Annotated in this window: 27 protein-coding genes; 6 read left to right on the top strand and 21 right to left on the bottom strand. The window is 45.8% G+C overall.

All coding sequences use genetic code 11. The features are described 5' to 3' along the window. Positions 1 to 146: 146 nt before the first annotated feature. The 15 genes from ACHAL6_RS05860 to groES form a co-directional block, all read right to left on the bottom strand. On the bottom strand, positions 147 to 680 hold the full coding sequence (locus ACHAL6_RS05860; protein ID WP_395269313.1) for a helix-turn-helix domain-containing protein: 534 nt from the start codon (positions 678 to 680) through the stop codon (positions 147 to 149). Positions 681 to 772: 92 nt separating this feature from the next. Then, on the bottom strand, positions 773 to 1,015 hold the full coding sequence (locus tag ACHAL6_RS05855) for a hypothetical protein (protein WP_395269312.1): 243 nt from the start codon (positions 1,013 to 1,015) through the stop codon (positions 773 to 775). A 193-nt stretch (positions 1,016 to 1,208) separates the two neighbouring features. Next, positions 1,209 to 1,967 carry an SDR family NAD(P)-dependent oxidoreductase gene (locus ACHAL6_RS05850; RefSeq protein ID WP_395269311.1) on the bottom strand — a complete coding sequence of 253 codons (759 nt, stop codon included), beginning with the start codon at positions 1,965 to 1,967 and terminating at the stop codon, positions 1,209 to 1,211. 13 nt (positions 1,968 to 1,980) lie between these two features. After that, complete coding sequence (locus ACHAL6_RS05845) at positions 1,981 to 2,916, bottom strand: transketolase family protein (RefSeq protein WP_395269310.1); 936 nt, start codon at positions 2,914 to 2,916, stop codon at positions 1,981 to 1,983. After that, positions 2,916 to 3,767 (bottom strand): transketolase, encoded by an 852-nt coding sequence (locus ACHAL6_RS05840; protein WP_395269413.1) that lies wholly within the window; start codon positions 3,765 to 3,767, stop codon positions 2,916 to 2,918. Before ACHAL6_RS05840 ends, ACHAL6_RS05845 begins: the two co-directional genes overlap by 1 nt. A gap of 16 nt (positions 3,768 to 3,783) precedes the next feature. After that, positions 3,784 to 4,656: a MurR/RpiR family transcriptional regulator gene (locus ACHAL6_RS05835; RefSeq protein WP_395269309.1), complete on the bottom strand. Its 873-nt coding sequence runs from the start codon at positions 4,654 to 4,656 to the stop codon at positions 3,784 to 3,786. Positions 4,657 to 4,734: 78 nt separating this feature from the next. Continuing rightward, entirely contained in the window at positions 4,735 to 6,012 is a 1,278-nt protein-coding gene (locus tag ACHAL6_RS05830; RefSeq protein ID WP_395269308.1) for a TRAP transporter large permease, read from the bottom strand. Between the two features lies 1 nt (position 6,013). Further along, a complete protein-coding gene (locus tag ACHAL6_RS05825) occupies positions 6,014 to 6,523 on the bottom strand; it encodes a TRAP transporter small permease (RefSeq protein WP_395269307.1) in 510 nt (169 codons plus the stop codon). Positions 6,524 to 6,585: 62 nt separating this feature from the next. Beyond that, positions 6,586 to 7,635 (bottom strand): TRAP transporter substrate-binding protein, encoded by a 1,050-nt coding sequence (locus tag ACHAL6_RS05820; RefSeq protein WP_395269306.1) that lies wholly within the window; start codon positions 7,633 to 7,635, stop codon positions 6,586 to 6,588. 524 nt (positions 7,636 to 8,159) lie between these two features. Beyond that, positions 8,160 to 9,014, bottom strand: coding sequence for a MurR/RpiR family transcriptional regulator (locus tag ACHAL6_RS05815; protein WP_395269305.1), 855 nt, complete (start codon positions 9,012 to 9,014; stop codon positions 8,160 to 8,162). Positions 9,015 to 9,134: 120 nt separating this feature from the next. Beyond that, the gene (locus tag ACHAL6_RS05810; RefSeq protein WP_395269304.1) at positions 9,135 to 10,496 is read right to left on the bottom strand and encodes a four-carbon acid sugar kinase family protein; all 1,362 of its coding nucleotides are present in this window, start codon (positions 10,494 to 10,496) and stop codon (positions 9,135 to 9,137) included. A 17-nt stretch (positions 10,497 to 10,513) separates the two neighbouring features. Further along, positions 10,514 to 11,524, bottom strand: a complete 1,011-nt coding sequence (pdxA, locus tag ACHAL6_RS05805) for a 4-hydroxythreonine-4-phosphate dehydrogenase PdxA (RefSeq protein ID WP_395269303.1) — start codon at positions 11,522 to 11,524, stop codon at positions 10,514 to 10,516. A gap of 147 nt (positions 11,525 to 11,671) precedes the next feature. Next, on the bottom strand, positions 11,672 to 12,439 hold the full coding sequence (locus ACHAL6_RS05800) for a DeoR/GlpR family DNA-binding transcription regulator (RefSeq protein WP_395269302.1): 768 nt from the start codon (positions 12,437 to 12,439) through the stop codon (positions 11,672 to 11,674). A 918-nt stretch (positions 12,440 to 13,357) separates the two neighbouring features. Continuing rightward, entirely contained in the window at positions 13,358 to 14,974 is a 1,617-nt protein-coding gene (groL, locus tag ACHAL6_RS05795; protein ID WP_395269301.1) for a chaperonin GroEL, read from the bottom strand. A gap of 16 nt (positions 14,975 to 14,990) precedes the next feature. Then, complete coding sequence (gene groES / locus ACHAL6_RS05790) at positions 14,991 to 15,272, bottom strand: co-chaperone GroES (protein WP_395269300.1); 282 nt, start codon at positions 15,270 to 15,272, stop codon at positions 14,991 to 14,993. A 329-nt stretch (positions 15,273 to 15,601) separates the two neighbouring features. Here groES and ACHAL6_RS05785 point away from each other — a divergent pair, with 329 nt between their 5' ends. The 6 genes from ACHAL6_RS05785 (at position 15,602) to ACHAL6_RS05760 (ending at position 20,231) form a co-directional block, all read left to right on the top strand. Continuing rightward, complete coding sequence (locus ACHAL6_RS05785; RefSeq protein ID WP_395269299.1) at positions 15,602 to 16,246, top strand: TIGR01906 family membrane protein; 645 nt, start codon at positions 15,602 to 15,604, stop codon at positions 16,244 to 16,246. A gap of 74 nt (positions 16,247 to 16,320) precedes the next feature. After that, complete coding sequence (locus tag ACHAL6_RS05780; RefSeq protein WP_395269298.1) at positions 16,321 to 16,734, top strand: HutP family protein; 414 nt, start codon at positions 16,321 to 16,323, stop codon at positions 16,732 to 16,734. Positions 16,735 to 17,015: 281 nt separating this feature from the next. After that, complete coding sequence (locus tag ACHAL6_RS05775) at positions 17,016 to 17,987, top strand: ABC transporter substrate-binding protein (protein ID WP_395269297.1); 972 nt, start codon at positions 17,016 to 17,018, stop codon at positions 17,985 to 17,987. Then, the gene (locus ACHAL6_RS05770; RefSeq protein WP_395269296.1) at positions 17,987 to 18,922 is read left to right on the top strand and encodes an ABC transporter permease; all 936 of its coding nucleotides are present in this window, start codon (positions 17,987 to 17,989) and stop codon (positions 18,920 to 18,922) included. Before ACHAL6_RS05775 ends, ACHAL6_RS05770 begins: the two co-directional genes overlap by 1 nt. Further along, positions 18,888 to 19,679 carry an ABC transporter ATP-binding protein gene (locus tag ACHAL6_RS05765; RefSeq protein ID WP_395269295.1) on the top strand — a complete coding sequence of 264 codons (792 nt, stop codon included), beginning with the start codon at positions 18,888 to 18,890 and terminating at the stop codon, positions 19,677 to 19,679. Before ACHAL6_RS05770 ends, ACHAL6_RS05765 begins: the two co-directional genes overlap by 35 nt. Positions 19,680 to 19,880: 201 nt before the next feature. Next, a complete protein-coding gene (locus tag ACHAL6_RS05760) occupies positions 19,881 to 20,231 on the top strand; it encodes a DUF6054 family protein (protein ID WP_395269294.1) in 351 nt (116 codons plus the stop codon). Positions 20,232 to 20,321: 90 nt separating this feature from the next. Here ACHAL6_RS05760 and ACHAL6_RS05755 read toward each other — a convergent pair whose 3' ends face one another. From ACHAL6_RS05755 to ACHAL6_RS05730, 6 genes are all read right to left on the bottom strand, one after another. Continuing rightward, a complete protein-coding gene (locus ACHAL6_RS05755; protein WP_395269293.1) occupies positions 20,322 to 21,272 on the bottom strand; it encodes a DNA-3-methyladenine glycosylase family protein in 951 nt (316 codons plus the stop codon). Between the two features lie 14 nt (positions 21,273 to 21,286). Next, positions 21,287 to 22,681, bottom strand: coding sequence for an NADPH-dependent glutamate synthase (gene gltA / locus ACHAL6_RS05750; protein ID WP_395269292.1), 1,395 nt, complete (start codon positions 22,679 to 22,681; stop codon positions 21,287 to 21,289). Next, the gene (locus tag ACHAL6_RS05745; RefSeq protein ID WP_395269291.1) at positions 22,668 to 23,573 is read right to left on the bottom strand and encodes a sulfide/dihydroorotate dehydrogenase-like FAD/NAD-binding protein; all 906 of its coding nucleotides are present in this window, start codon (positions 23,571 to 23,573) and stop codon (positions 22,668 to 22,670) included. Before ACHAL6_RS05745 ends, gltA begins: the two co-directional genes overlap by 14 nt. A gap of 146 nt (positions 23,574 to 23,719) precedes the next feature. Then, positions 23,720 to 24,355: a redox-sensing transcriptional repressor Rex gene (locus ACHAL6_RS05740; RefSeq protein ID WP_395269411.1), complete on the bottom strand. Its 636-nt coding sequence runs from the start codon at positions 24,353 to 24,355 to the stop codon at positions 23,720 to 23,722. Positions 24,356 to 24,694: 339 nt separating this feature from the next. Further along, entirely contained in the window at positions 24,695 to 25,261 is a 567-nt protein-coding gene (locus ACHAL6_RS05735; protein WP_395269290.1) for a DUF3795 domain-containing protein, read from the bottom strand. Between the two features lie 84 nt (positions 25,262 to 25,345). Further along, positions 25,346 to 26,092: an alpha/beta fold hydrolase gene (locus ACHAL6_RS05730; RefSeq protein WP_395269289.1), complete on the bottom strand. Its 747-nt coding sequence runs from the start codon at positions 26,090 to 26,092 to the stop codon at positions 25,346 to 25,348. Between the last annotated feature and the right edge of the window lie 166 nt (positions 26,093 to 26,258).

Raw genomic sequence — 26,258 nt, 5'->3', positions numbered from 1 at the left:
TATTATGGAAAAGCAGTCAGGAATTATGCAGAAAAGAGTTCAATTATTCATAAAATTATTCCGATCTGTCTTCTGTCATTCTCCTTTACCCATCAGAAAATCAATGCAGCAAAAAAGAGAAGGTTTCCCTCCTCTTCCAGAACTTTCTAGTAGCTTAGAGACCTCAGTCTCAAAGTCACAGTATTTTCATCCAGCAGAATGATATGATAGAGCTTACTGACTCTGTCCTTGATCTTTTCTTCTTCCTTGTTTCCGCCGCTGAGCTGACGGTGAACAAAATAGTAGAGAGACTCTATAAGCCCCACGGTTCCCCCGCTTCCAAGCTCTGTTCCTAGCCTTGCCGTATCAGAGAGCTGGCCTGACCGCACTTCTTTCATGATTTCACTGAACTCTCCAATGACATGAAACTCCGGTTTTTTCGCCTCCAGTGCAATCTTCAGCTCCTCCCAGTTTCTTACGATGAACACTTCATCCTTGTTTCTGATCCGGATCAATGCATCCAGCACATCTCCTGGAGAGATACCTGTCGCCTGGGAAAGTGCGGTGAGGATCTTCCCGGAATAGGACTCCGGGTCTTTTTTATTGGCACTGGATAAGGTCTGCTGTGAGATTCCTGTCCTTTTGTGGACATCATATCTTGTTATACCGAACTTCTGAAGAAACACATCCATGTACTGCATCTTGCTTTTGCCTCCTGAATACTAAAATATTTTTTACTATAATTAATTTTACTACACAATATTTTAGTAGTCAAGTAGGATCCTTCGCCATTCTACTCATGCTTCGATTCTTCATCTGCTTCATCAGTCTTTCTTCTTTTCAGAAATCCGCTCTCAGTGATGAGTCGCACGGAAACAAGTACCAGGATAAGCAGAATCACCAGAATAACCGGATCTCCAGAAATGAATGTTCTCATGGCTTCTATTGCAGGATGATCTGATTTCTCAAGCATAGGAACAATCAGGATAGAAGTCGCAAATCCGAGAAAAAAATAGAATACTGATTTCTTTTTCATAAGCACCTCCCATCTTTTCGCTTTATTCTATATATAATTATAACAGTAACATAAAAAACACTATGCTTCACATTGATCTCTGCCGGCTCTTTTCTCTACTGACCCTCTATGAAACTGAAAGAGCTGCAATGAAAAAGTGCAGACCTTCTCCTCACGGAAAGTCTGCACAGAAATTCAGTTTAAAGGACTGAAACTAGTCCATATGAGAACCACCATTGATGTCGATGTCCTCACCTGTGATGTAGGAAGCCTCTTCTGATGCAAGGAATGCGATGGTTGATGCGATTTCCTTGGTTTCTCCAGGTCTTCCCATGGGAATGCTGTCAATGACAGTTTTTGCGATCTCTTCAGGCATGGACTTCCAGATGTCTGTGTTGACAAGGCCTGGAGCCACACAGTTCACTGTGATGCCATCCTTTGCCACTTCTCTGGCAAGATTTTTCGAGAAACCCAGCACCGCCGCCTTGGATGCGGAATAATGAGCCCCACCGAATACACCGCCGCCTCTTTTACCGGAAACGGAGGACAGACTGATGATTCTGCCATATCCCTGCTCCTTCATAGGCTTCAGAACCGCCTTTGAGATGAGAAACAGTCCGAACATGTTCACATTGAAGATTCTCTTCATGTCATCCAGTGTCATATCTTCCACAGTGACTTTCTGTGATATGCCTGCATTATTCACCAGAATATCGATTCTTCCGAACTCCGCCAGGGTCTTTGACACCAGCTGGTCCACCGATGCTTCGCTGGTCACATCAAGCACCAGGCCAAGGGCTTTTCCACCTGCGTCCTGAATTTCCTTCACCACGCTGTCTACACCTTCCTGAAACATATCTGCAATGACCACGGAAGCACCTAAGGAAGATAGTGTCCCCGCAATTTCTCTGCCGATTCCTCTTTGTGAGCCGCTGCCTGTTACGATCGCAACTCTATTGTTTAAATCCATCATATCTCTCTACTCCTTATGCACCGATTAGTTCTTTCGCTTTGGCAACAATATTCTCCACTGTGATTCCATTGATTTCTAAAAGCACTTCATAAGGTGCGGACTGTCCGAACTGATCCATGACGCCGATTCTTCTGACCTTCGCACCGCCTTCTTCCGCTACAACCTCTGAAACCGCACTGCCCAGACCGTTGATGATGTTGTGATCTTCCACCGTGACGATTCTCCCCACTTTGATGCTTTCAAGGATCGCATCGCGATCAATGGGCTTTATTGTATGCATGTCAAACAGTTTTGCTGTTATGCCTTCTTCACCAAGCTTCTTCACTGCTTCCATGGCAAGATGCACCGTATCACCGTTGGCGATGATGACCACATCTTCTCCTTCACTGAGCTTCTTCGCTTTTCCGATCTCGAAAGTCTCGTTTTCATCATAAATCACTGGAATGGCATCTCTTGTGAATCTCAGATATACGGGACCATACATTTTATAAGCCTGTTCCACCAGTTTCTTTGTGGAGTTGAAATCCGCTCCCATGACCACCGTCATATTAGGGAATGTGCGAAGTACGCCCATGTCCTCTATGCTCTGATGACTCGCACCATCATTGGCAGGTGTAAGTCCTCCATGAGAACAGGCGATCTTGACATTCAGGTTCGGATAACAGATGGTCTGCCTGATCTGCTCCGCCATTCTCAGAGATCCGAAGACCGCGTAGGTGGTGATGAACGGAATCTTCCCTGTTGTTGCAAGTCCGGCGGCTAAGCCTGCCGCATTCTGCTCTGCGATCCCCACATTCACATGCTGAGCAGGAAGCTCTTTGGCGAAAGCCGTGGTCTTGCAGGAGTTACCGATATCCGCATCAATGACACAGATGTTTTTATCTGTTTTACCCAGCTTCAGGATTTCTTCACCGAAAGCTTCTCTTGTAGCTCTTTTCTTGACTTCCATTATTTGAGCCCTCCTTCAATTTCCCTGAGCGCATCTTCATACTGCTCTTTGTTCGGTGCTTTTCCATGCCATCCCACTACATCCTCCATGAAAGAGACCCCTCTTCCTTTGATGGTATTCAGGACAATGCACTTCGGCTTTCCGTTTTTCTCATCTCTTACTTTATCCAGTGCATCCACAATGTCTTCCATGATGTGTCCGTCAATCCGCATGGTGTCAAACCCGAAGGCTTCGAATTTCTTCTCAAGGTCCAATGTCGGCATGACATCTTCACAGACCCCGTCACACTGCAGTCTGTTGTCGTCCACAAAGACGATCAGATTATCCAGTTCATATTTCACAGCAGTCTGGGCCGCTTCCCAGATCTGTCCTTCCTGGCATTCACCGTCACCCACCATGACAAACGTTCTATATCCCTTCTGATCCATTTTCGCTGCCAGAGCCATGCCTACACCTGCCGAGAGCCCCTGACCCAATGAGCCGGTGGAGATATCGATCCCAGGTGTCTTCTTCATGTCAGGATGTCCCTGCAGAATGGACCCGTGCTTTCTCAGTGTATAGATTTCTTCATAGGGGAAAAATCCTTTGTGTGCCAATGCACTGTACTGTATCGGACACACATGGCCTTTGGAAAGCACAAAACGATCTCTGTCCGGCCAGGCGGGATCTTCCGGTTTGATGTTCATCTCCTTGAAATACAATGCTGTCATAAGATCTGCCGCAGACAGTGATCCACCTGGATGACCGGACTGCGCAGTGTATATCATGGTAAGAGTTGTTTTTCTCAACTCTTTGGCTTTCTCTTTAAGCTCAGCGATACTGATATTGTTCATGATTTTTCCCTCCTGAATTTCTTCTGTTTCAGATTTAATAATTAACGCGTTTCAGTTTATACACTTTTTTCGATTTCTCATTTTTTCTGGAATACTTCCGATAGTCCCGCGATAAGATCCCCAGCTGCAGCACCCCGATGATACTGAGCTCACTGATTCTTGCCGAAGGCACATCGCTGAGTGTCAGTGTGTCTCTTGTGGTGGAATAGATGACAATATCCGATAAGGAGGCCAGAGGTGACTTCTCATGACCTACAATTCCGATGACGGTCGCTCCGTTTTCCTTTGCAGCCCTGATCGAATCAATGGTATTGATTGTTCTCCCACTGTGGATGATCGCCAGAAGCACATCTCCCTTTTCAAGGTGCGTCGCTGCCATGATCTGCAGGAAGGCATCGGTCTCCACCATGCAGGGAAGCCCCAGCTGAAGAAACAGATTATAGGCACTGACACAGATGGAACCTGAACCGCCTTCCCCTGCAATGAGGATTCTTTTCGCCCCAATGATGCTGTCAATGGCTCTATCCAGTGCTTTGAGATCCAGCATCTGCATGGTTTCTTCGATGACATTCTGATTGATTTTCGTAAACTTCTCTTTAATGGCCTTCAAGTCATCAAAACGTGTGATATCCTCTTCCAGGCTGTATTTTTTCGGCGCCATGTTCTTCAGATAGTATTTCAGTTCATTGAACCCCTTGAATCCGATGGTTTTACAGAACCGGACCACAGATGCTGCACTGACGCCACTGGAAGTGGCCAGATTGCTTGCAGTCATATTTTCCACTTCAGCGGAGTGCAGCAGAATATACTCGGCGATCTTATGCTCTGTTTCACTGAAACTCCCCATATAATGATGAATGCGATCAAGTGCTTCCGCATCTCCTTTTTCTGGCAGATATAAATTCATAGCAGTCCTCCGATTCCTTGAAGTCAGCACTTCAGAAGTATGTTTTCTATGGTTTCAGTCAGTTTCCGATTCCTGATCCTAGCCAAGCAGTCCTGGTAGAAACAGTACCAGCTCTTCCACATAGGTGATCAGGAAAAGCACGATAATCAGAGGAACCAGGAACGGCAGTATGGCTCTGTACATACTCTCTATGGATATCTTCGCCTGTTTCGCGCAGATGAAGAGAGATGTGCCTACTGGTGGAGTGACAAGTCCGATCATCAGATTCAGGACAATTACAACTCCAAGATGTATCGGATCTATATTATATGCACCCATCAGCGGAATGAGGAAAGGAACCGTTATGGTCAGTACAGACAGGGCTTCCATGAACATACCGAGAATCAGGAATGTGATGTTGAGGATCAGCAGAATCACAACCTTACTGTCTGTCATGGATGTCAGGAACTGTGCAAGGTTGTTCGTTACACCTGTCATGGCCACCAGCCATGAGAAAGCTGCAGCTCCTGCAATGATGAACAGGATTGCCGCGGAATCCACAGCAGTCTGCTTCATTTCCTTCCAAACATCCTTCAGTGTAAGTTCTCTATATACTATGACACTTAGAATGAACGAGTAACCCACCGCTACAACCGCCGCTTCCGTAGGACTGAAGATTCCGCCCCAGATACCGCCTATAATGATGACCGGGGTCAGCAGAGAAAGAAATGCGGACTTTGTGGAAACTACCACTTCCCTGAAGCTGAAAGCATGTTTCGGATAGTTTCTCTTCTTTGCGATGATATACACAAGAATCATGGTCGCAAGACCTAATATGAGACCTGGAATGAATCCACCCATGAAGAGTGCCCCTACGGAAACCTCAGCCATCATACCATACACGACCATGGGTACACTTGGTGGTATGATGGGTCCGACAGTTGCGGAGGCTGCTGTGACTGCCGCTGAAAATTCAGGGTCAAAGCCTTCATCCTTCATGGCCTGTATTTCCACCTGTCCCAGTCCGCCGGCATCTGCCACAGCAGAACCGCTCATGCCGGAGAAGATGATGGATGCCACGATATTGGCATGTCCAAGTCCTCCTGGAATGTGTCCTACCCAGGCTGCTGCCGCTCTGAAAATTCTTTTTGTGATACTGCCCGTATTCATCAGCTTCGCTGCCAGTATGAAAAACGGGATAGCCAAAAGCGTATAGGAATTTGTACTTCCGATCATTCTATGAATGATGGCCGTTATGGCAAATGAGTCTGTCACAAAAACTGTTACAATTGCCGAAAAAGCAAGGGATACAGCGATGGGCACGCCTATGATCATCAGGACCGCGAAAACAATTAATAGTACTACTCCAATTTCCATGCTATACCTCCACTCCGGACTGAACCGTTTCTTTTTTCTCTGAGCCTGTAAAAGTCTCCAGGAATTCCACCAGTATATGTACAAAGCTGATCACCGCTGATACAGGAAGTGAAGCATAAAACAGTCCTTTCGAAATCGGCACGGTATTATAAACCTGATACCAGGTGCTCTTTGAAACTGCCAGTCCTTCTTTGGTACTGATCACAAGAAAAACCAGGATCACCAGAAGAATCACTCTGCTTAGCCAGATTCTGGCACCCTCAGGAAGTGCATCGCTTAAGAATGTCAATGAGATCTGCTCTTTTCTTTTAAATGCCATTGACATACCGAGGAAAATCATCCAGGCAAAGCAGACCACTGTAAACTCGTATACCCATACAATGGGATTGTCCAGAACGAATCTGTAAATGACTCCTGCCAAGGTGATTGTTGTTAGAACTACAGTTATGATCCCCGCTACTGTAGATGCGGCATAATCTAGAATATCGCTGATTTTTGAGAGTAATCTCATGAATTCTTCCTCCTATTGAATCGTAGAGGAATTCACCTGAATTCCTCTACATTTTTATCTATCTATTTTGCACGTTCTACAATTTCATCAATTGCTTCCTGACCCCAGATTTCTGCATATTCGTCATATACTTCTTTTGTGGCTTCCTGGAAAGCTGCCAGGTCAGGTCTGTCTACGGTCAAGCCTTCTGCTTCCATTTCCGCGATGAGCTTATCTTCATCACTTCTTACCATGTCTCTGTGAACCTGTCCGAATTCCTTAGCACCTGCTGCAATGACTTCCTGAATGTCTGCAGGAATTGTCTGCCACACTTCTTCACTTACAAGGAATACCAGTGCTTCATATTTATGATTTGACATGGTCAGGTATGGCTGCACTTCATACAGCTTTGAAGCATGTATGTTTGCAATGGGGTTTTCCTGTCCATCGAATGATCCCTGGGATAATGCCAGATACAGTTCAGAGAATGCAAGTGGTGATGGATTCGCACCCAGTGCATTGAAGATGGAAAGAGTCATGTTGTTTTCCGGTGTTCTGATTTTCAGTCCATTCAGATCGGATGGCTGAAGAATCTGCTTCTTGCTGTTTGTAACATGTCTCATACCGTTTTCCCAGTATGCAAGTCCTCTGAGTCCCTTGGATGGAAGACTTTCAAGAATCTCCTGTCCGAATTCGCTGTCTAGAACCTGGTCCACCTTTTCATAGGATGAAAAGAGGAATGGAAGCTCGAAGATCGCGATCTTAGGTTCATAGTTCGCTACGACACCCACAGCGTTGATGGTCATGTCCAGATTACCCATACTTGCCATCTCTGCCATTTCAGAGTCTGTTCCAAGCATTTCTGTTGGATAAAGATCGATGGTCACACGTCCGTCCGTCTCTTCATTCACATATTCCGCAAACTGTTCTGCAGCCAGATGTCTCGCATTTGTCACCGCACCGCCGTATCCTAACTTGAAAGTGTACTCCTCGTCGTTTTCCGTTACTTCGCCGTTACCAGGTTCTGCAGCATCAGGTGTCTCTGGATCAGATGCGCATCCTGCAAGCATGGAGAAAGCTACAGTAGAAACCACCAGCATCGATAAGATCTTGTTCAGTTTTGTTCTTTTCATAATATCCCCCTGTTTTTGTATCTGACGATACATATAATGATTGTGCTTCACATGGTTCTTTTGTTCTGCTTGTACCTGCTTCATCAGATGGTCTGATAAAAACAGAAACAAGTCTTGGAATTGATTTCATTCTAACCGTTTACAATTTTCATGTCAAGAAATCTCTTTCATTTTTATTATTTTTATGAGTTTACTATGAACTTTCTTTTATAGTAAGTATTTTTACGTTATTTATTGTTTATCAATATTATTTAATCTATATTGTAGATGAAATCACAGAATTCAGTTTGAAATACATTCTTATTCATTTCATGATATTTCATATTTTATAAAATATTGTGAAATAAACAGTGTTTCATCTAACTATTTTATGATTCAAAATTTCATGAAGGCAAAAATGAAGCACAACTTATCATATTGTCAACGTTTCCATTTATTTTTGCGCTTTTTTCAATACAAAAAAATAAACATCTTTTACGCATATTACGCAAAAGATGTTATTTATTTAACAATACCTTATTTTACTACCTTCTGACTCTCTTCAGACTCAGCAGGTCACTTACATTCTGTCTGTAATCTCCCAGTGAGTCTTTTCTTCTTATGGCCAGGATGGAATGAAGTGTAGACGTCACATTCAGTTCACAGATCCTTGATGCCAGAGAGTCGCTGAAGAAATTATGAGAGGATACGCCAGTGAAAAGTACAATGTCAAGATGTTTTGTGATAGGAGAACCAATGATGGCAACCAGACCAATGGTAGTAAGGCCTTTCTCTTTTGCCACCTTTACCGCATCTATGGTGTTTCTTGCCTGCCCGCTGGCATTGTAAGCAAGAACCACACTGCCTTCTCTGGCATTATTGATGGCCAGAATCTGAAAAAACGGATCCTCCACAAACTGGCAGGGCACATCAATCTGGAGAAACGCATCAAAGGCTGATCTGGCTGAAGTGCCCGATCCTCCTTCACCCACTATGATCACTTCCCTGGCATTCTCCATGGCCAGAGCGGCTTCTCTTAAGGAATTATCATCCAGTATGGCCAAAGTCTCATCCATGCTGCTTCGGTTGAATGCGAAAGTCTTCTGCTTGATGGCATTCACCGATTCCTCGTAATCAACCGTCAGCATTTCCCCATGCGAATAGGCATCCTCATGTCTAAGATAGATTTTAAATTCCACCATCCCTTTGAATCCGATGGTTCTCGTAAATCTAACCACCGTTGCCGCACTGGTTTCAGTCAGCTCCCCCAATTCTTCTGCAGTGACGTCTCCAAGCTCGTTATAATGCTCAAGCACATAATCCGCTATTTTTTTCTCTGCATGACTGAAAATATAATAATGATTTCTGATTCTAGCAAGATTATTCAGGCTGTCACTCATGGAAATCCCCCCCGATATTCATTCTGTTTCCATGATACCTCATAAAAGCGCTTTCTTACAAGAAGAGAAGAAGGAACCGTAAGCACTGCGCTTTCAGATTCCTTCTTTATGGATTTCCGTTTATTCTTTTTCCTCTATGATATCCCTTTTGTGCGATTCCAGCGCAATCCGGTCCACAATCTCACAGGCTGTGTGCTCATTTCCGGTGAGACCACCCTTGCCTACAATGGGTAGACCTTCATAACGTCCTATGAACCTGCCAAGGTCCGCCTGAGGAATGACATAGTCCACCATTTCTATGGCTTCCACACCCAGTCTTTTACATACACTCTCCATGGTGTCTCCACCTGTGGTGTAGAAACCAGCTATCCTGTCCTCACCGTACATCTCCAGTATGGATGCCGCCACATCGGCCATGGCATCATTGATAAGCACGGAACAGGAGCCTGGAAGATATCCACGCTTCTGATCTTCCCGATTCAGATTCAGGTTGCTTCCGTTGGAAGATTCCAGAATCAGTGCTCCGGGACTTCGGGTTCCATCCAGCATTTCCTGCGCTTCTTTCTTCACTCTGTCCTTTTCACTGCTTCGGGTTTTCTCATCTCCGATGAGTTTCTGCGGATCCACCATGACGAATCGGGTATTCTCTCTGCCTTTGAGCTTCTCCATCTGCATTCTCGTCACAGGAGTGGCACTTCCTGCCACAACAAGTACAGTCTTCAGATGTTCCTTGCTCAGCAGGGCTTTCTCCTCACGCACAGGAGAGGTCCTATGCTCTCTTTTGAGCGTCAGGGCAGTGGTGAACGGACCCGGGTCCACCGCCAGCACAGGATTCGTAAGCTTCAGCACGGATTCCGCCAGCACGTCAATATCTTCCAGCGTGACCGCATCGCATACGATAATCCGATACCCCTCTCTTATGGCCTGAAGAAGATCCGCTGTCACTGCTTCTGGTCCCTTCAGGACCGATTTCAGACCAATGGATCCTACTCTGGTAGATGTCTGTTCCTTAAGCAGGTCAGGTACATGACTTTCAGTCACAGGTGTTTTGACATCCTTTGAAACGGAGGTCCTGGAAAGAGGGATGTTATCGATGATGGAATATCCTCCCACCACGATACGCCTGGACTGAGGCATGGCTGGTACGACGACGGCCACTGCCCCTTCATCAAGGACAGACAGCATCGCATCTATTTCAGTGCCGATTCCACCTCTAAGCGTGGTATCGATTCTTTTGGAAAAGTGTTTCACACCTCTTTCTTTCAGGTGTTCTGTCACACTTCTCACATTCCTGTAAGCTTCCTGCTTCTGCTGTGCTCTTGAGTCTGTGCTGATGCAAAGAGCACTGTAGTGTTCTTCTCTGAACCGGAAAACAGCTTCGCCGCTGAACAAAGCGGCAGTCCGAATTCCGGATCTGGCAAGAAGAACACCTACAGTAGTCGCTCCTGTCAGATCGTCTGCGATGGCAGCGTATTTCAACATGGTGTTTTCCTCCATTATTACTTCATATGCATATTGGCAGCATATTCTGCCACAACCTTCGTGGATTCAATCATACTTACAGCCTGCGCAATGTTCTTTCCGGCAATGTCGAAAGCTGTTCCGTGGTCCACCGAACTTCTTATGAACGGCAGGCCGAATGTCAGTGTAACGGACTTCTCAAAGTCCAGTGTTTTGCAGGCGATGTGCCCCTGGTCATGATAGAGCGACAATATGGCATCATAGGTGCCCTTCTTTCCGATATGGAATACAGAGTCTGCAGGAACTGGTCCCACCACATTGTAACCTTCCGATTTCAGAAGTTCTACTGCAGGAATCAGCTCATCGATCTCTTCACGGCCGAAGAGTCCATTATCTCCACCGTGAGGATTCAGGGCCGCCACTGCGATGAGCGGATTCTCGATGCCGACTTTCTTCAGTTCCTTGTCGATGTTCCTGACATTCTCCGCCACTCTTTCTTTTGTGGCATATCTGCAGGCATCTATGACAGACATATGCCGGCTGACAAAGAACACCCTCAGCTTGTGACAGTTGAACATGGTCAGTGCATATTCGGATCCTGTTTCATCCTGGTAGATTTCTGTGTGTCCAGGCTGTTTCACACCAACCAGCTTGATGGCACCCTTATGGATGGGAGCAGTAGATACCGCATCCACTTTCTTCTCTTTTCCGAGTTCAATGGATTTCAGGATGAAATCCATCGCCATCTGCCCTGCCAGAGCCTGTTCCTTCCCCCATTCTATGGATTCGGAATCATAGTTCCCGGTGGTCAGAAGATCGATGGTTCCCTTTTCAAATTTCGCTTCATCCGGATCGCTGATCAGATGGATCTTCGGATGCAACCCTTTGACATCCATCGCACGGCGAAGAATCGTTTCGTCTCCGATGAGAAAAGGCCGCGCAATCTCATGCACTTCCTCGCTGAGCATTGTTTCCAGTACGATTTCAGGTCCGATCCCTGCGGGATCCCCCATGGTTAGTGCTGTAATAGGTCTGTATCTGTTTTCCATAATTCCTCCTAAAAGCTTCAAGCTTATTGATTTATATGTACCATGATACAGACACGTCTTTTGTTTTTCAACATTTATTTTCGTTTTCGTAAAATATTATTACTTTTTATGTTGTTATTTTTTGTTATATATCGTTTTGCAATAATATCAGTAACTAGAAATCGTAAGTACGATCTTTCGACTTTTAGCTTCTTTTCTGTATTCTTCAGAAATACGCTTATCTGTGATGACGCGACTGACTTTTTCTATGGGGCATACTATGGAAAGATACGCTCCTCCGAATTTACTGCTGTCAGCCAGTACAATGACCTCCTTGGCGGCTTCCACAATGGCTTTCTTCACCTGCATCTGTATGGTTCCTATGGAGGTGATGCCCACTTTGAAGCTGATTCCATGAGCACCTATGAACGCCTTATCCACATGATATCCCTCTATGTTGCTCATGGCTGTTTCTCCCATGGTTGCAGCCATCTCAGAAGAAACCTGACCACCGATGAGGAAAAGATTCACGTGCTTTTCATTGAGAAGCTCAGTAGCCACGAGGATGGAGTTTGTCACCACCGTGATCTGCTTCAGTCGATTCTCCCTTATTGGCTTCGTCAGATAAAAACTTGTGGTGGAATCATCTATGATGATGGTATCTCCATCCTGGATCAGCTTATAGGCTTCCCTGCAGATGGCAATCTTTTCCGATTCATTCCGGTGGACTTTCTCCGAATTGAATAGAACCGGATTCTGTTCTGCCCGAATGGCTCCTCCGTGGGTCTTCAGCAGAAGCCCCTGCTCATCAAGAACCTTGATGTCGTTGCGTATGGTGACTTCTGAGCAGCTCAGAAGTTCGCTCAACTCCGTGACCTTCACAAATTCCTTCTGTTCTAGAATCTCGAGTATTTTCTTTCTTCTTGTCTGAAGCATAAGATGCACCTTTCCTTAATTTTCATTTATTTACGATTTCTTTTATTTTACCACCAAAACAGCACTTCTTACCAGTTTTTTTAACTGGCTTCATGATGATGTGCATATACAAAACATGCACATCAGAAAAGCCCGATGCTTACCCACTGACCGGTCCAGACATTCACGCTTACGATGATCATATAGGAACACTTCAAATTCTAACGATGATTTCATATTATATAATCCAATGATGATACTATTTTATGATTATCGCTTTCATTCTTGTAGATAAATAATTATTGATATATACTAAACTTAAGTATTTAACAGATATATCAGATGATCATTCAGTACTGATAGAATTTATGATGGATGTATAGAATCAGGTAGTATGAACAAAAGACGACAATAGGATGTAGCTGTCATACAGAAAATGAGTCAGGCGACGCACAAATCAATCTTATAAGGAGTGATCTAACATCAGCATTTTACTTTCACCTTTTACCATATTGGCATTTGTCATACTATCCAGTATCACAATCAATTCTATTCTGCAAAGCAAGGTACCCAGAAAAACTTATATGCTGATTAATAGCATCGCCATGCTACCAGCGATACCTGCATCTTGGTTGATGACTACATCTCTTTTCTCATCAGCGGATAGATTTTTCCACTTCTATTTGTCTTTGATGTTTACAGTGATTATAATCTTATCACTCCTATTCCGAATAATTCAGTACAAGAAAGATGAATTATAAAGAACTATAGAATTCACTCAGAGATGACGCTTTTAGTGAATACCACCGTATCATTATTTCAGCATAGGTTTCATACGAAAATTAAAACACACTGCGGATAGCTATAATCAGAAAGACCGTAGACACTGAATCAACAGTATCTACGGTCTATTTTTGACTATTGTTTCCTGAATTCCTGCTAGTACATTCCACCCATATCAGGAGCGGGCATTGCAGGTGTATCTTCCTTGATGTCCACTACAGCCGCTTCCGTGGTTAGGAAGGTCGCTGCAACAGATGCCGCATTCTGAAGTGCGGACCTTGTCACCTTGGTAGGATCTACGATTCCGGCTTTGACCATATCCACCAGTTCCTGGGAAATGATATTGAATCCGATTCCCTTTTCACTGCTTTTGACCTTTTCAATGACAACGGATCCTTCTACACCACCGTTCTTGGCAATCTGTCTAAGAGGCTCTTCCAGCGCACGCTTCACGATGTTGATTCCGACCTGTATATCTGAATCTTCACTGGTAAGGTCAGCTAAGCCGTTCATGACATTGATGTAGGCTGTTCCACCACCAGGAACGATACCTTCCTCCACTGCAGCCTTGGTTGCTGCCAGTGCATCTTCCATTCTCAGTTTCTTTTCCTTCAGTTCTGTTTCTGAAGCTGCACCAACCTTGATGACTGCAACGCCACCGGCCAGTTTCGCCAGTCTTTCCATGAGCTTTTCCTTGTCGAACTCAGATGTGGTTTCTTCAATCTGACTCTTCAGCACATTGACTCTGTTTTCAATGTCTTCCTTATGTCCTCTTCCGCTGATCACAACCGTTTCGTCCTTATTGACTCTGACTGTGTCTGCGCTTCCAAGCATATCAAGGGTAGCATCCTTCAGTTCTCTGCCCAGTTCTTCTGAAATCACCTGTCCACCGGTTAGGATGGCGATGTCCTGAAGCATTTCCTTTCTTCTGTCTCCGAAACCTGGTGCCTTTACCGCCACGCAGGTGAAGGTACCTCTCAGTTTGTTGACCACCAGTGTAGCCACAGCTTCACTTTCGATGTCGTCCGCAATCAGAAGAAGCTTTTTGCCGGTCTGTACGATCTGTTCCAGAATCGGAAGGATTTCCTGTATGGTTGAAATCTTCTTGTCTGTAATAAGGATGTATGGGTCATCAAGAACCGCTTCCATCTTCTCTGTATTGGTTGCCATATAGGCGGAAACATATCCTCTGTCAAACTGCATCCCTTCCACGACTTCAAGCTCTGTACCGAAGCTCTTGGATTCCTCTACAGTGATGACGCCTTCTGTGCCCACTTTCTCCATGGCATCGGAAATCAGCTGTCCTACTTCCTCGTCTCCTGCTGAAACCGCAGCAACCTTGGCGATGTCATCTTTTCCTCTGATGGAGATGCTCTGTTCCTTGATCGCTTCCACAGCCTTGTCTACAGCCATCTTGATTCCCTGTCTGATGAACATGGGATTGGCTCCCGCTGTGACATTCTTAAGCCCTTCCTTGATCATTGCCTGCGCAAGTACGGTAGCTGTGGTTGTTCCGTCACCAGCCACATCATTGGTTCTTGTGGCAACTTCTTTGACCAGCTGGGCGCCCATGTTCTCGTAGGCATCTTCCAGTTCGATTTCTCTTGCGATGGTCACACCATCATTAGTGATCAGTGGTGCGCCGAATTTCTTCTCCAGAACCACATTTCTTCCTTTGGGTCCTAAGGTCACCTTGACGGTATCCGCCAGGATGTCCACACCCTTCTGCATCGCTCTTCTTGCTTCTTCACCATATATGATTGTCTTAGCCATAATCTCTCTACTCCTCCTACTCTACAATTGCAAGGATGTCACTCTGTCTGACGACGATGACCTCTTCACCTTCATGCTTCACTTCTGTACCCGCATACTTGGAAAAGAGCACCTTGTCTCCCACTTTGACTTCCATCTCCACTTTATTGCCTTCCACAAATCCTCCCGGACCTACGGCAATGACTTCCGCTTCCTGTGGCTTTTCTTTGCTGGATCCTGTTAAAACGATTCCTGATTTTGTTGTTTCTTCTGCTTCAAGTCTCTTCAGCACGACTCTGTCCCCTAAAGGTCTGATCATTTGACATTCCTCCTAAAAGTTCGTTTTATTAGCACTCTCAACTGTCGAGTGCTAACACCTATTTCCTATTATAATTTATTTGATTCTTATTTCAAATATTATTTTACGGCCAATCTCTTAAATATGCCATAAAATCTTTTATTTCAGGCATTTAGCTGTGATTCTCTGAAAAAATCGCCCGTTCTCTTTCTCTTTTACCGTCTTATAAATCCCCTGAAATCATGATATCATTATTCAGAGGCTTAGACCAGTTTAGCCCATATTCTATAGTATGAAAGAGGTGAATCATACGGAAGAGTAGACAAGCATCATTCTTCTGTAGAACGATCATGCACAAAGCGAAAGAAATCCTATATGCCATAATCAATGCACTTATGATCATTTCCGGTTCTGTTCTTCTGGGACTGAACCTTCGATTTCTCTACTATTATAACATTCCAAGGATTCAGGCCATGAACCCGGAGTACTCCGGAAGGCTCATCAAGAATAATTATGATATCCTCATCGATTATCTCAATCCCTTCTACAGAGGAGATCTTTCCCTGGATGGACTTACCATGTCCAGTCAGGGTGAATTTCATTTCTATGAGGTGAAGGTCATCTTCGATCTTATCTTCATCCTTTTTGCGGTCACTCTTCTTCTTTCTCTCCTGATCTTCATCCAGAAAAGAAAGAAACGTGACTACCGGTACATGAAATACACCGCACTGCTTACATTCCTCATTCCGGTCATTTTAGGCATTCCTTTTGTCCTGGACTTTTCGAAGTCCTTTGTGGTCTTCCACGAGATCGCCTTCAGCAATGATTACTGGATCTTCGACCCACGGATCGATCCGGTCATCAGGATTCTCCCAGAATGGTTCTTTATGTATGCGGCGTTTCTCATCCTCATCCTCATGGCGATCACGGCCTTCCTGTTCTTCCTGGCTGGGAAATATGGAACAGGAAAACCTGAAAATGATGCAAAAGCATAACCATAAGAGAGAATCGTGCAAAGTAGAGGAAAATCTCTGATATAATGAAAGAAACGGTTTAAAGAGGTGCAGATATGATTTTGAGTCTGGATATACCAAAGGAAGCGGTCAGGCTTGCTTTGACGACAAGAGAAGAAGAAAAGGAACTCATCGTGAAAATACAGTCCATGGGCGGCCAGGCAGCCGCTGTTGATATAGGAGGCAATGTCTCCACAAGCATCGCCAAGATTCTGGAACGCGCCCTGGTGGCGTCCAAAAGAGCAGGTCTCATCCCTGAGGAATACGCAGCCGAAGGCGCCGTCATGGGCGCAGCAAGAGATGCCCTCATGCAGATTCTGGAAAGATCCAACAATCTCAATGTAGGCGGCAAGATCGGTCTTGTGCGTATGGGTGATGATATCGCCGTATGCATCTATGTGAGCATCGGTCTTCTTCACCTGAATGAATTCGCCATCGGCATCGGACATCGTACCCTCTCCCCAAGATAAGAGAATACAGTTCCATCACCAGGTATCGGTTTTCCGGTACCTGTTTCTTTTTTAACCAAATTTCAGAATATTGAGATGTAGTTGTTTACATTCTCCCCCTCTGTGCCAATCAGACAATTTACCAGCATTTTCATTTCCAAAGTATCAAGAAAACTCTTCTAAATTTAACACTATTCTCTAATTTTCATAAAAACAACCCTTGCAAAGGGACTTCCTCCTCTTTATAATTAGGTAATTCATGAAATATTCATGAATTATTGTAGTATTAGGAGGACGGAAGAATGGTAGGAAAAAAACTAATGGCTGCAGCAGCAGTGCTTATTGCCCTGGGGGCAGCAGGCTGCGAAAGCAAAGAAGATGTCGTAACGATCGGAATCAATCAGTTTGTCGTGCATGAGGCACTGGATGCTTCAAGACAGGGATTTCTGGATGTACTCAAGGAGAACGGTTATATTGAAGGCGAGAACATCGAAATCGACTATAAGAATGCACAGGGCGAACAGCCCACAGCACTGACCATCGCACAGGACTTTACAAACAGCAAGAAAGATCTGATTTTCGCAATCGCAACGCCAAGTGCTCAGGCATCCTATAATGCCACAAAAGAGATTCCCATCGTCATCACTGCGGTGACAGACCCTGTGGATGCAGGAATCGCTGAATCTTTTGAAGCATCAGGAACCAATGTCACAGGCACATCAGACGGTGTCCCCATCGGACCGCAGCTCGAGATCCTGAAAAAAGTGCTGCCCGAGGCAAAGACCATCGGCGTGATCTATAACACCTCAGAAGCCAATTCCATCTATCAGGTGAATCAGCTGAAGGCAGAAGCCGAAAAGCAGGGATTTACACTGAAGGAAGTGGGCATCACAAACCTCAATGATGTGAACTCCGTGCTGCCAACGGCACTGGAAGGCATCGATGTACTCTATACACCAACAGACAATACCGTGGCATCAGCCTATGCCATCATCATAAAACTGGCCACAGAAAAGAACGTTCCAGTGTTCTGCGCAGAAGATGCAGGCGTCAACGTAGGCGGACTCATCTCAGCAGGACTGGACTACTATGAACTCGGAAGAGAGACAGGACTCATCGCCATCGAAATCATCGAAGGCAAAAACCCCAAGGACCTCCCTATTTCAACGATGAAAAATCCAGTGATCGTGGTCAACGAAGACACAGCTTCAAAACTCGGGATCACCATTCCGGAGGAGATTTTAGCTGATGCGAAACTGGTAGGAGGTAACTGATGAATATCCTGATCAATATTCTGGAACAGGGAATGCTTTTTGCAGTTCTTGTCATGGGGATCTACATCACTTATAAGATCATGGACTTTCCGGATCTTTCTGTTGATGGCACCTATCCTCTGGGCGCAGCTGTCTGCGCAGTGCTTCTGCTGAGTGGAATGAATCCATGGGCAGCCACACTGCTCTCCGCACTGGTCGCTTCCCTGGGTGGACTCATCACAGGAGTCATTCATACGAAACTGTCCATAAACGGGCTCATGGCTGGTATCCTTGTGATGTTCGGTCTCTACTCTGTGAATCTGAGAGTCATGGGAAAATCAAACATTCCCCTCTTCAACGAACGTAATGTATTTGAACTGAAAGCTGTCACTGTCTTTGGAGAAGACATCAGCACGCTGCTTCTTCTCACTGCTTTCGTGGTGCTGATCAAGGTGCTCTTTGAACTTTTCTTCAAGACGAAAACAGGCTTCTTCCTAAGAGCTGTGGGAGACAATGAGGAAATCCTCACCTCTCTTGGTGCGGACAGTCATAAGATCAAGATTCTTGGTCTCATGGTGGCAAACTTTCTTGCGGGTCTTTCCGGCGCCCTTACAGCGCAGTATCAGGGATTCTCTGATATCGGCATGGGTACAGGAAGCGCCGTTACGGCTCTTGCAGCGGTCATCATCGGATTCTCCCTTCTGAAGAAACTAAATGTATCCATGAGCGGTATCGCCATTTCAGGCGCGATTCTATATAAGGGCATTCTGGTCTTTGTACTTCGCTTCGGTCTGGACCCCAATGACTTCAAACTGGCTACGGCAGTAGCGGTGATTGTAGCCATGGGATTCACATCAGGCGCTTTCAAGCACAAGAAGAAAGCCGTAAAAAAAGCGAATTCATCTGAAGGAGGTGAGTCCTATGCTGAAGATCGAAGGCTTGTCAAAAACCTTTAACAAAGACACACCCCTGGAGAACAGGGTCATCGATGCCCTTTCCCTGAAAGTGGATCGAAAGGACTTCATAACGCTCCTTGGTTCCAACGGAGCAGGAAAATCCACCCTTCTGAACCTCATTGCAGGAACCCTGGAAGAAGAGGAAGGACAGATTATTCTGGACGGACAGGACCTTACCCCTATGAAAGCATATAAGAGAGCGAACCTCATCGGACGCGTCCATCAGGACCCGAGGCTCAGCGTATCTCCCAACATGACGCTTCTTGAAAACCTGTCCCTGGCGGATGCCAAAGGACACAGTTTCAGCCTGAAGAAGGCCATTGACCTCTCCAGGACAAGCTACTACAAAGAGCAGCTGGGTACCCTTGGCCTAGGCCTTGAGACAAAGCTTCATACAAAGATCGGCCTCCTCTCAGGAGGACAGAGACAGGCAGTTGCCCTCTTCATGGCTGTGATGAAGAAACCGAAGCTCCTCCTTCTGGATGAGCATACAGCAGCTCTTGATCCCAGAACCTCAGAAATCATCATGGGCGTCACGGAGAAGCTCATCAGCCAGGAAGAGATCACAACCCTTATGGTCACCCATAACATGAACCATGCACTATCTTATGGTAATCGCCTTCTCATGATGCATGAGGGCAGAATCGTGGAAGATCTTCGCGGAAAAGACAAAGCGGATCTCAAAGCGCAGGATGTCATCACCATGTTCAAGAAGAATGCTGAGGTCATAGAAGACCGAATGGTTCTTGGTTTATAAACAGTATATTTTCATTGACATACTCCTCCCGATGGGAAGGTCCTCCTGAAGACAACTTCAGAAGGACCTTTTCTTTGTTCCAGAATCATGCTCACTACTCCGAGTTTCCCGGTGAAAGATCTCTAGCAGCCCTACCCTCTGAACTTTCAATATGGTACCATCTATATATAATACTGATTGATATGGAGAGGAGAAGGATTTATGGCAAAATTATCCATGCAGGGAAAAGGAAATGGAGAAGAGATTGTAAACTTCATCATCGAAGAAATGGGCAGAAGCGGCATGACCGTAGAACTCATTGATTCCGTGACTCGTCAGATCGGAAACGCCATGGTCTATATCATGGTTTTCGAAAAGTATTACATGCGTTCCTCAAACCGTGCAAGCCTTACAGTGGTTGTGACAGCAGAAAATGACGCCATCATCGTGGATGCCATCGGAGCAGGTGGTGGTCAGGGCGTTGTCTTCAAGTGGTCCTGGGGTGCCGAAGAGAGCTTTGTCTCTTCCATCGAGAATATTCTTGCCGGAAAGAACTTTATCCTAATGGAGTAGAAAAACTTCGAAAAGCAGAGTCTCCTGAAGAAACCAACTTCAGGAGACTCTGCTTTTCTGTATTTGATCTGCGAAAAAACCGCCGCTTCCCTACTCAATCCGGATCTTGTTCTCTCTGGCGTAGTAGAAAAGATACTGCTGGGCTATGCCGGCCAGTTTTCCGAACTGATTCTGCCCGAATGCTCTGATCTTAGGAAGATTCGTCCCTTCTGCACCGTAGAAATGCATCATGGCTTTCTTCACCCATACATCCACAGGAAAAGCTTCCTCTTTCTTCATGGAGAAGAGCATCACGCAGTCCGCCACCTTGGCACCCACACCGCTATACCTCTGGAGCGCTTTGTGACAGAGGTCCTGTGGAAGAATCGATATGCTCTTCAGATCAAAAAGAAGATCTTCCTTCTCTTCCTCTGTCAGCACGCTTGCCTTCTCTTGCTCTCTCAGAATCTCCGCCCTTCTTATGGCCTGCACCGTCTCGTAGATGTATTTAGCGCGATAGCCTACTCCAAGGTCTCTCAGCTCCTTTTCCGTTGCCTGAGAAAGCTCCTCTGGCGTAGGAAAGGCGTAGTGCTTCTCTCCAGCAGATGCTATTTCTTTTCCGTACTTCTCACTGATTTTTCTGATGCCTTCCTTGATCTTCGGAATCAGATTGTTGGAAGAAAGAATAAAGGAGATCAGCGTCTCAAAGGGTTCCTGATTGAGCACTCTGATTCCATATCCGAATTTCACCGCTTCTTTCAGAAGCGGATCCTTGCGAAGCTCCTTCTTCACCTCTTCATACTCTCTTCCCAGATCAAAGTACTCTCTGAAGAAACCATTGAACTCATCGATGTTCACATTCTCCAGATGCACATCCGTATCTCTCAGAGATACGCTTATGACTTTACCATGGACTATCCCCTGAAATCTGGTCTCATCATCCGCATCTATTCTGTTCCACCGGAAGCACTGTCCGCATTCGAAGATGTGCTTCGGATGAAAATTCTTCACATTCCTCAGTCTGATTTCATTCTCCAGTATTTCCACTGCTTTATAGTCCATCTCTTCCTCTTTCCTTAGTCTGCCTTCCCCTTGTTCTCCAGATAGGCATGAATGCCCTTCGCCGCTTTCTTTCCTGCACTCATGGCAAGAATCACTGTAGCGGAACCTGTTACAGCATCTCCACCGGCAAAGATTCCTCTAAGAGTGGTCTCACCGCTTTCCTCATTGATGATGATGCATCCTCTTCTGTTGGTGTCGATTCCCTTTGTGGTGGATGCGATGAGCGGATTCGGTGATGTTCCTAGGCTCATGATGACACTGTCGCAGTCAATGACAAACTCACTTCCTGTAATCTCCACAGGTCTTCTTCTTCCGGAATCATCCGGTTCACCCAGCTGCATCTTCACACAGATCATGCCCTTCACAAAGCCCTTCTCATCCACAAGAATCTCCTTGGGATTGGTCAGAAGGTTCATGATGACCCCCTCTTCGATGGCATGATGCACCTCTTCCGCCCTTGCCGGGATTTCCTTCTCCGATCTTCTATAGACGATTCGAGACTCCGCACCCAGTCTTACGGCAGTTCTTGCCGCATCCATGGCTACATTGCCCGCACCCACCACAGCAACTTTCTTTCCATGACTGATGGGGGTATCGTAATCACTTCTGAATGCCTTCATGAGATTGGCACGGGTCAGATACTCATTGGCAGACATGACGCCATTGGCGTTTTCTCCCTTGATGCCCATGAACATGGGCAGACCTGCTCCGGAACCGATGAAGATTCCTTCGAAATTCTCATCCTCGATGAGACTGTCAATGGTCACTGTTCGTCCGACGATGACATTGGTCTCGATCTTCACGCCCAGATCCTTCAGCAGACTGATCTCTTCTCTTACAACGCCTTCCTTCGGCAGTCGAAACTCAGGAATGCCGTAGACAAGAACGCCGCCAGGCTCGTGAAGCGCTTCAAAAATCGTCACTTCATAACCAAGTTTCGCCAGGTCTCCTGCACAGGTAAGCCCTGCAGGACCGCTGCCAACCACAGCCACTTTTCTGCCGTTTCCAGGCAGTCTGTCCGTGTTCCTGTAGTTGTTTTCCATGGCCCAGTCTGCCACGAAGCGCTCCAGCTTACCGATGTTCACCGGTTCTCCCTTGATCCCCACAATGCAGCTTCCCTCGCACTGTTCTTCCTGAGGGCAGACTCTTCCGCAGACCGCAGGCAGATTGCTTGCCTCCCCGATGGTGTCTCTGGCACTCCTGATGTCGCCGCTTCTCAGCTCCAGTATGAATTTCGGAATGTCGATGGCCACCGGGCAGGCGCCCACACATCTGGGATTTCTGCACTGGATGCATCTTTCCGCCTCAAGAACAGCTTCCTCCAGATCATACCCATAGCTAACTTCCTTGAAATTTCTTATTCTCTCTTCCGGTTTCTGTTCTCTCACCGGCACTCTATTTTTCTTCATGCAGTATTTCCCCCAAATCGCACAGCTGTGAATGCTCATGAACCGCCTTCTGCTCCATGATGATGTTCTTCTTTCCTTCCACCGTCTTGTACATGCTCTGGCGCCTCATGGCCTCATCGAAGTTTATGAGATGCGCATTGAATTCCGGTCCGTCCACACAGGCGAATTTCACCTCATCTCCCACTGTGACTCTGCAGGCTCCGCACATGCCTGTTCCATCCACCATGATGGGATTCAGCGATACAATGGTTTCCAGGTCGTAGTTTTTCGTGAGCTGTGATACAAACTTCATCATGATCATAGGACCGATGGCGATGCAAAGATCGTATTCCTTCTTTTCCACCTCCATGAGCTCTTTCAGCTTGTCTGTCACAAGACCATGAAATCCGTAGCTTCCATCATCCGTACATACATACAGGTTCTTTGCCACTTCTTTAAATTCTTCTTCCATGATCAGTGTCTTTTCTGATCGCGTACCGATGATCACATCCACATCGATGCCTTTCTCCTTCAGCATCTTCACCTGCGGATAGACCGGTGCTGTACCTACACCACCGGCCACAAAGACAATCTTCCTCTTCAGAAGATGCTCTTTCTCATCGGTGACCACCTCGGAAGGATTGCCCAAGGGTCCGACGAAATCTCTGATTTCATCTCCCTCCGAAAGGGCTGCCAGCTTCTTCGTGGAAGCGCCCAGCGTCTGGAAGACGATGGTCACAGTTCCCTCTTCTCTGCTGTAATCGCAGATGGTCAGTGGGACTCTTTCTCCCCACTCATCCACCTTGATGATGACAAACTGTCCAGGCAGTGCAGACTTCGCCACACGCCTTGCTTCAATATCCATCAGGAATATGTTTTCAACCAGTTCCCTTTTACGCGTTATTTTATACATCTGTTTCCCCCAATACTTTAAGCCTCAAAGACTTATTTCAATCACCATATAAGTATACGGATTCTCATGGATTATTTCAACCGATACCACTGGAATTTAAGGTAATGGAAAGGAGACCTTATTCAGGTCTCCTTGCGTGAATTACTCTATTTATCCAGGTCATTCATGAGATAGACAAGTGTCAGCAGACTTTCACTCAAATGCACATTCTCAATGGATACATTTTCCGGCACCTGGATATCCAGGGGAGCAAAGTTCCATATTCCCTTTACACCATTTTCAACCAGAAGATCCGCCACTTTCTGCGCCTGTGCCTGTGGAACGCAGATGATTCCGATATCCACCTTGTTCTCTCCTAGGAAAGATTCCATCTGATCCAGATCAGATATCTCCACATCCTTGATTCTCATGCCGATGAGCTTAGGGTTCACATCAAAGATCGCCTTCAGGTCAAATCCGAACTTGTCGAATCTTGAATAATTGGCAATGGCCTGTCCGATGTTACCGGCACCGATGATCACGGTGGTGTACTTTTTGTCCAGTCCTAGAATGTGAGAGATCTCATTATATAGTTCCTTTACGTTGTATCCATAACCCTGCTGACCGAAGCCACCAAAGCAGTTGAAATCCTGTCTGATCTGAGAAGCCGTGAAGCCGATCTTTTCACTTAGTTCCTTGGAAGAAACACGATCCACATCATTTCTCAGAAGCTCAGCAAGATGTCTGTAATATTTTGGCAGTCTTTTGATGACAGCCATGGAAATGTCTTTTTTCTTATCCATCATTGCACCTCATCGTTAATTAAATTTCTAACAATATAATACCATAAAAAAGAATAACTTGTGTAGGTTTTTATCAAGGAAATTCCATTTTTCAGAAAAAATTATGAGATTGTTAGAAACCTGAACAATTTACCCACTGATTTTTCCATAATTACAGTAAAATACCTATGACACAATCAATAATAAGAAATACTGAAGTCAATGTTTTCTCTTATTGTTAATATTTCACCTTGCACATCCCTTTACTGATACATAGTGGTAATAATTTCCCAAAGCAGAAGAAACCATCTCTTCAGATGGTTTCTCTGCTTTCAAGGCATCCTTTCTGTTTTTCAGTTTTCAGATCTCCGCCTGCGTCTGCTTTTTCCGGTTGAGCCGCAGCAGAATACCTCTGCTGCGGGCTTTTCTTTCAAAGGCTTCCACTGCAGTCTTCGCCTTTTCCTTGCCTGACAGCTCCATTTCTCCTGTCTTCTCTTCGATCTGCTTCATAACGTCTTCAAGGTCGTTCATCTCCAGAAGATTCACAGAAAGACAGTAGAAGCTCTTGCGCCTGCCGTCATTGTAGTCGGAAAGAAGACGGGAAAGCAGCTCCATCTTTTCATGAAGCTCCTTCTGATAAGCATCCAGCCCAATGGTCTTCATCTTCTCAAGGTCCTTCCTCTGATTCCGATGCAGAATGAAGGAATCCACAAGCTCAATGCCCTGATACTTCTCGCAAGGATACGCTTCACAGTCGATGCAGTACGCCACACCCCCATGGTTCAAGCTGCACCGGGCGATGGCACAGGCCTGGTTCCCTTCTCCACCACCACATCCAGGACAGTATCCTCCGATATACATGGTGCAGAGTCCGCAGTTCAGTCCGCAAAGTGAAAAAAGCGGGTCGGGTCTTCTGAAATTCTTCACTGTTCTCTCCCTCCCAGAATTCAAGGAAAAAAGGGTTCCTCACAATGCCGCTTCTGCCATTCACGTCCACTTCAGCAGGGAGCCCTACCTGAAGGCATCTCTCAGAACATCCAGCACAAAATTCTGCTGAGCATTGTATCCGATATCCGGGAGGGTATCTCCATCCTGAACACCGTAGTTTGCGAAGCTGGAATGATTTCCGCCGCGAATATCCACCTCGATCATGGAGACAGGCAGCCTGACCTTTGCTTCCTCCAGATTCTCCATGTCGATGACGGAGTCTTTTGTGCCCACAAGTGAGTAGACTTTGAACGGAGCATCCCTTAGGTCTGTACCACCATCAGGATAGGCCGCCAGAAACACCAGTGCCCTGATCTTATCGGGATTCTTCTCCGTAAACCTTGCTGCTGAAACGCCACCCAGGGAATGTCCTATGATGACCCAGTCCGACAGACCTTCCTCTTCCACATATTTCTTCGCTGCCTGGTTGGATAGAATGGACAGCTTGAGCGGCGCTTTTATGATGACTGTCTTATACCCCATTCCGGCGATCTTACTGCCCAAGAGGCCATACGCTCTTTCAGAGACTCTTCCTCCAGGGTAAATGACGACGCCTCCCACAGGATTCTCTGGTGTAAACACCAGATCTCCGTCCTCAACCGTAAACTCAATTCCCTGAACCGACTGCAGCGCACTCTGCGCCGTCACGGAGGGTCTGTAATAATCATCCGCATAGATATAGATTCCTACCGATGCAAATATAAGAAGAATAAAGAGAATCCTCCCTATTCCATAGATCCATTTCGATTTTCCTGATTCCTTTGTTTTCAAGTCCCCACGCCCTCTGCCTTTCGCTTAATACTCCATGTAATTGTCTCTGTACTAAGTATACTTGATTCCAGCCCTTCCTTTAAGCTCTTTTCGTGAATTTTAAAAGATTTAGAAGTGAAACCTGCAGAAGTTTCCCCTTTCTCTCCTCTTCATAACGAGACCTATG

The organism is Proteiniclasticum sp. C24MP (assembly GCF_043951855.1).
Lineage (GTDB): Bacteria > Bacillota > Clostridia > Clostridiales > Clostridiaceae > Proteiniclasticum.
The sequence above is the reverse complement of the archived record's forward strand: the minus strand, read 5'-3'. Positions and strand labels throughout refer to the sequence as shown.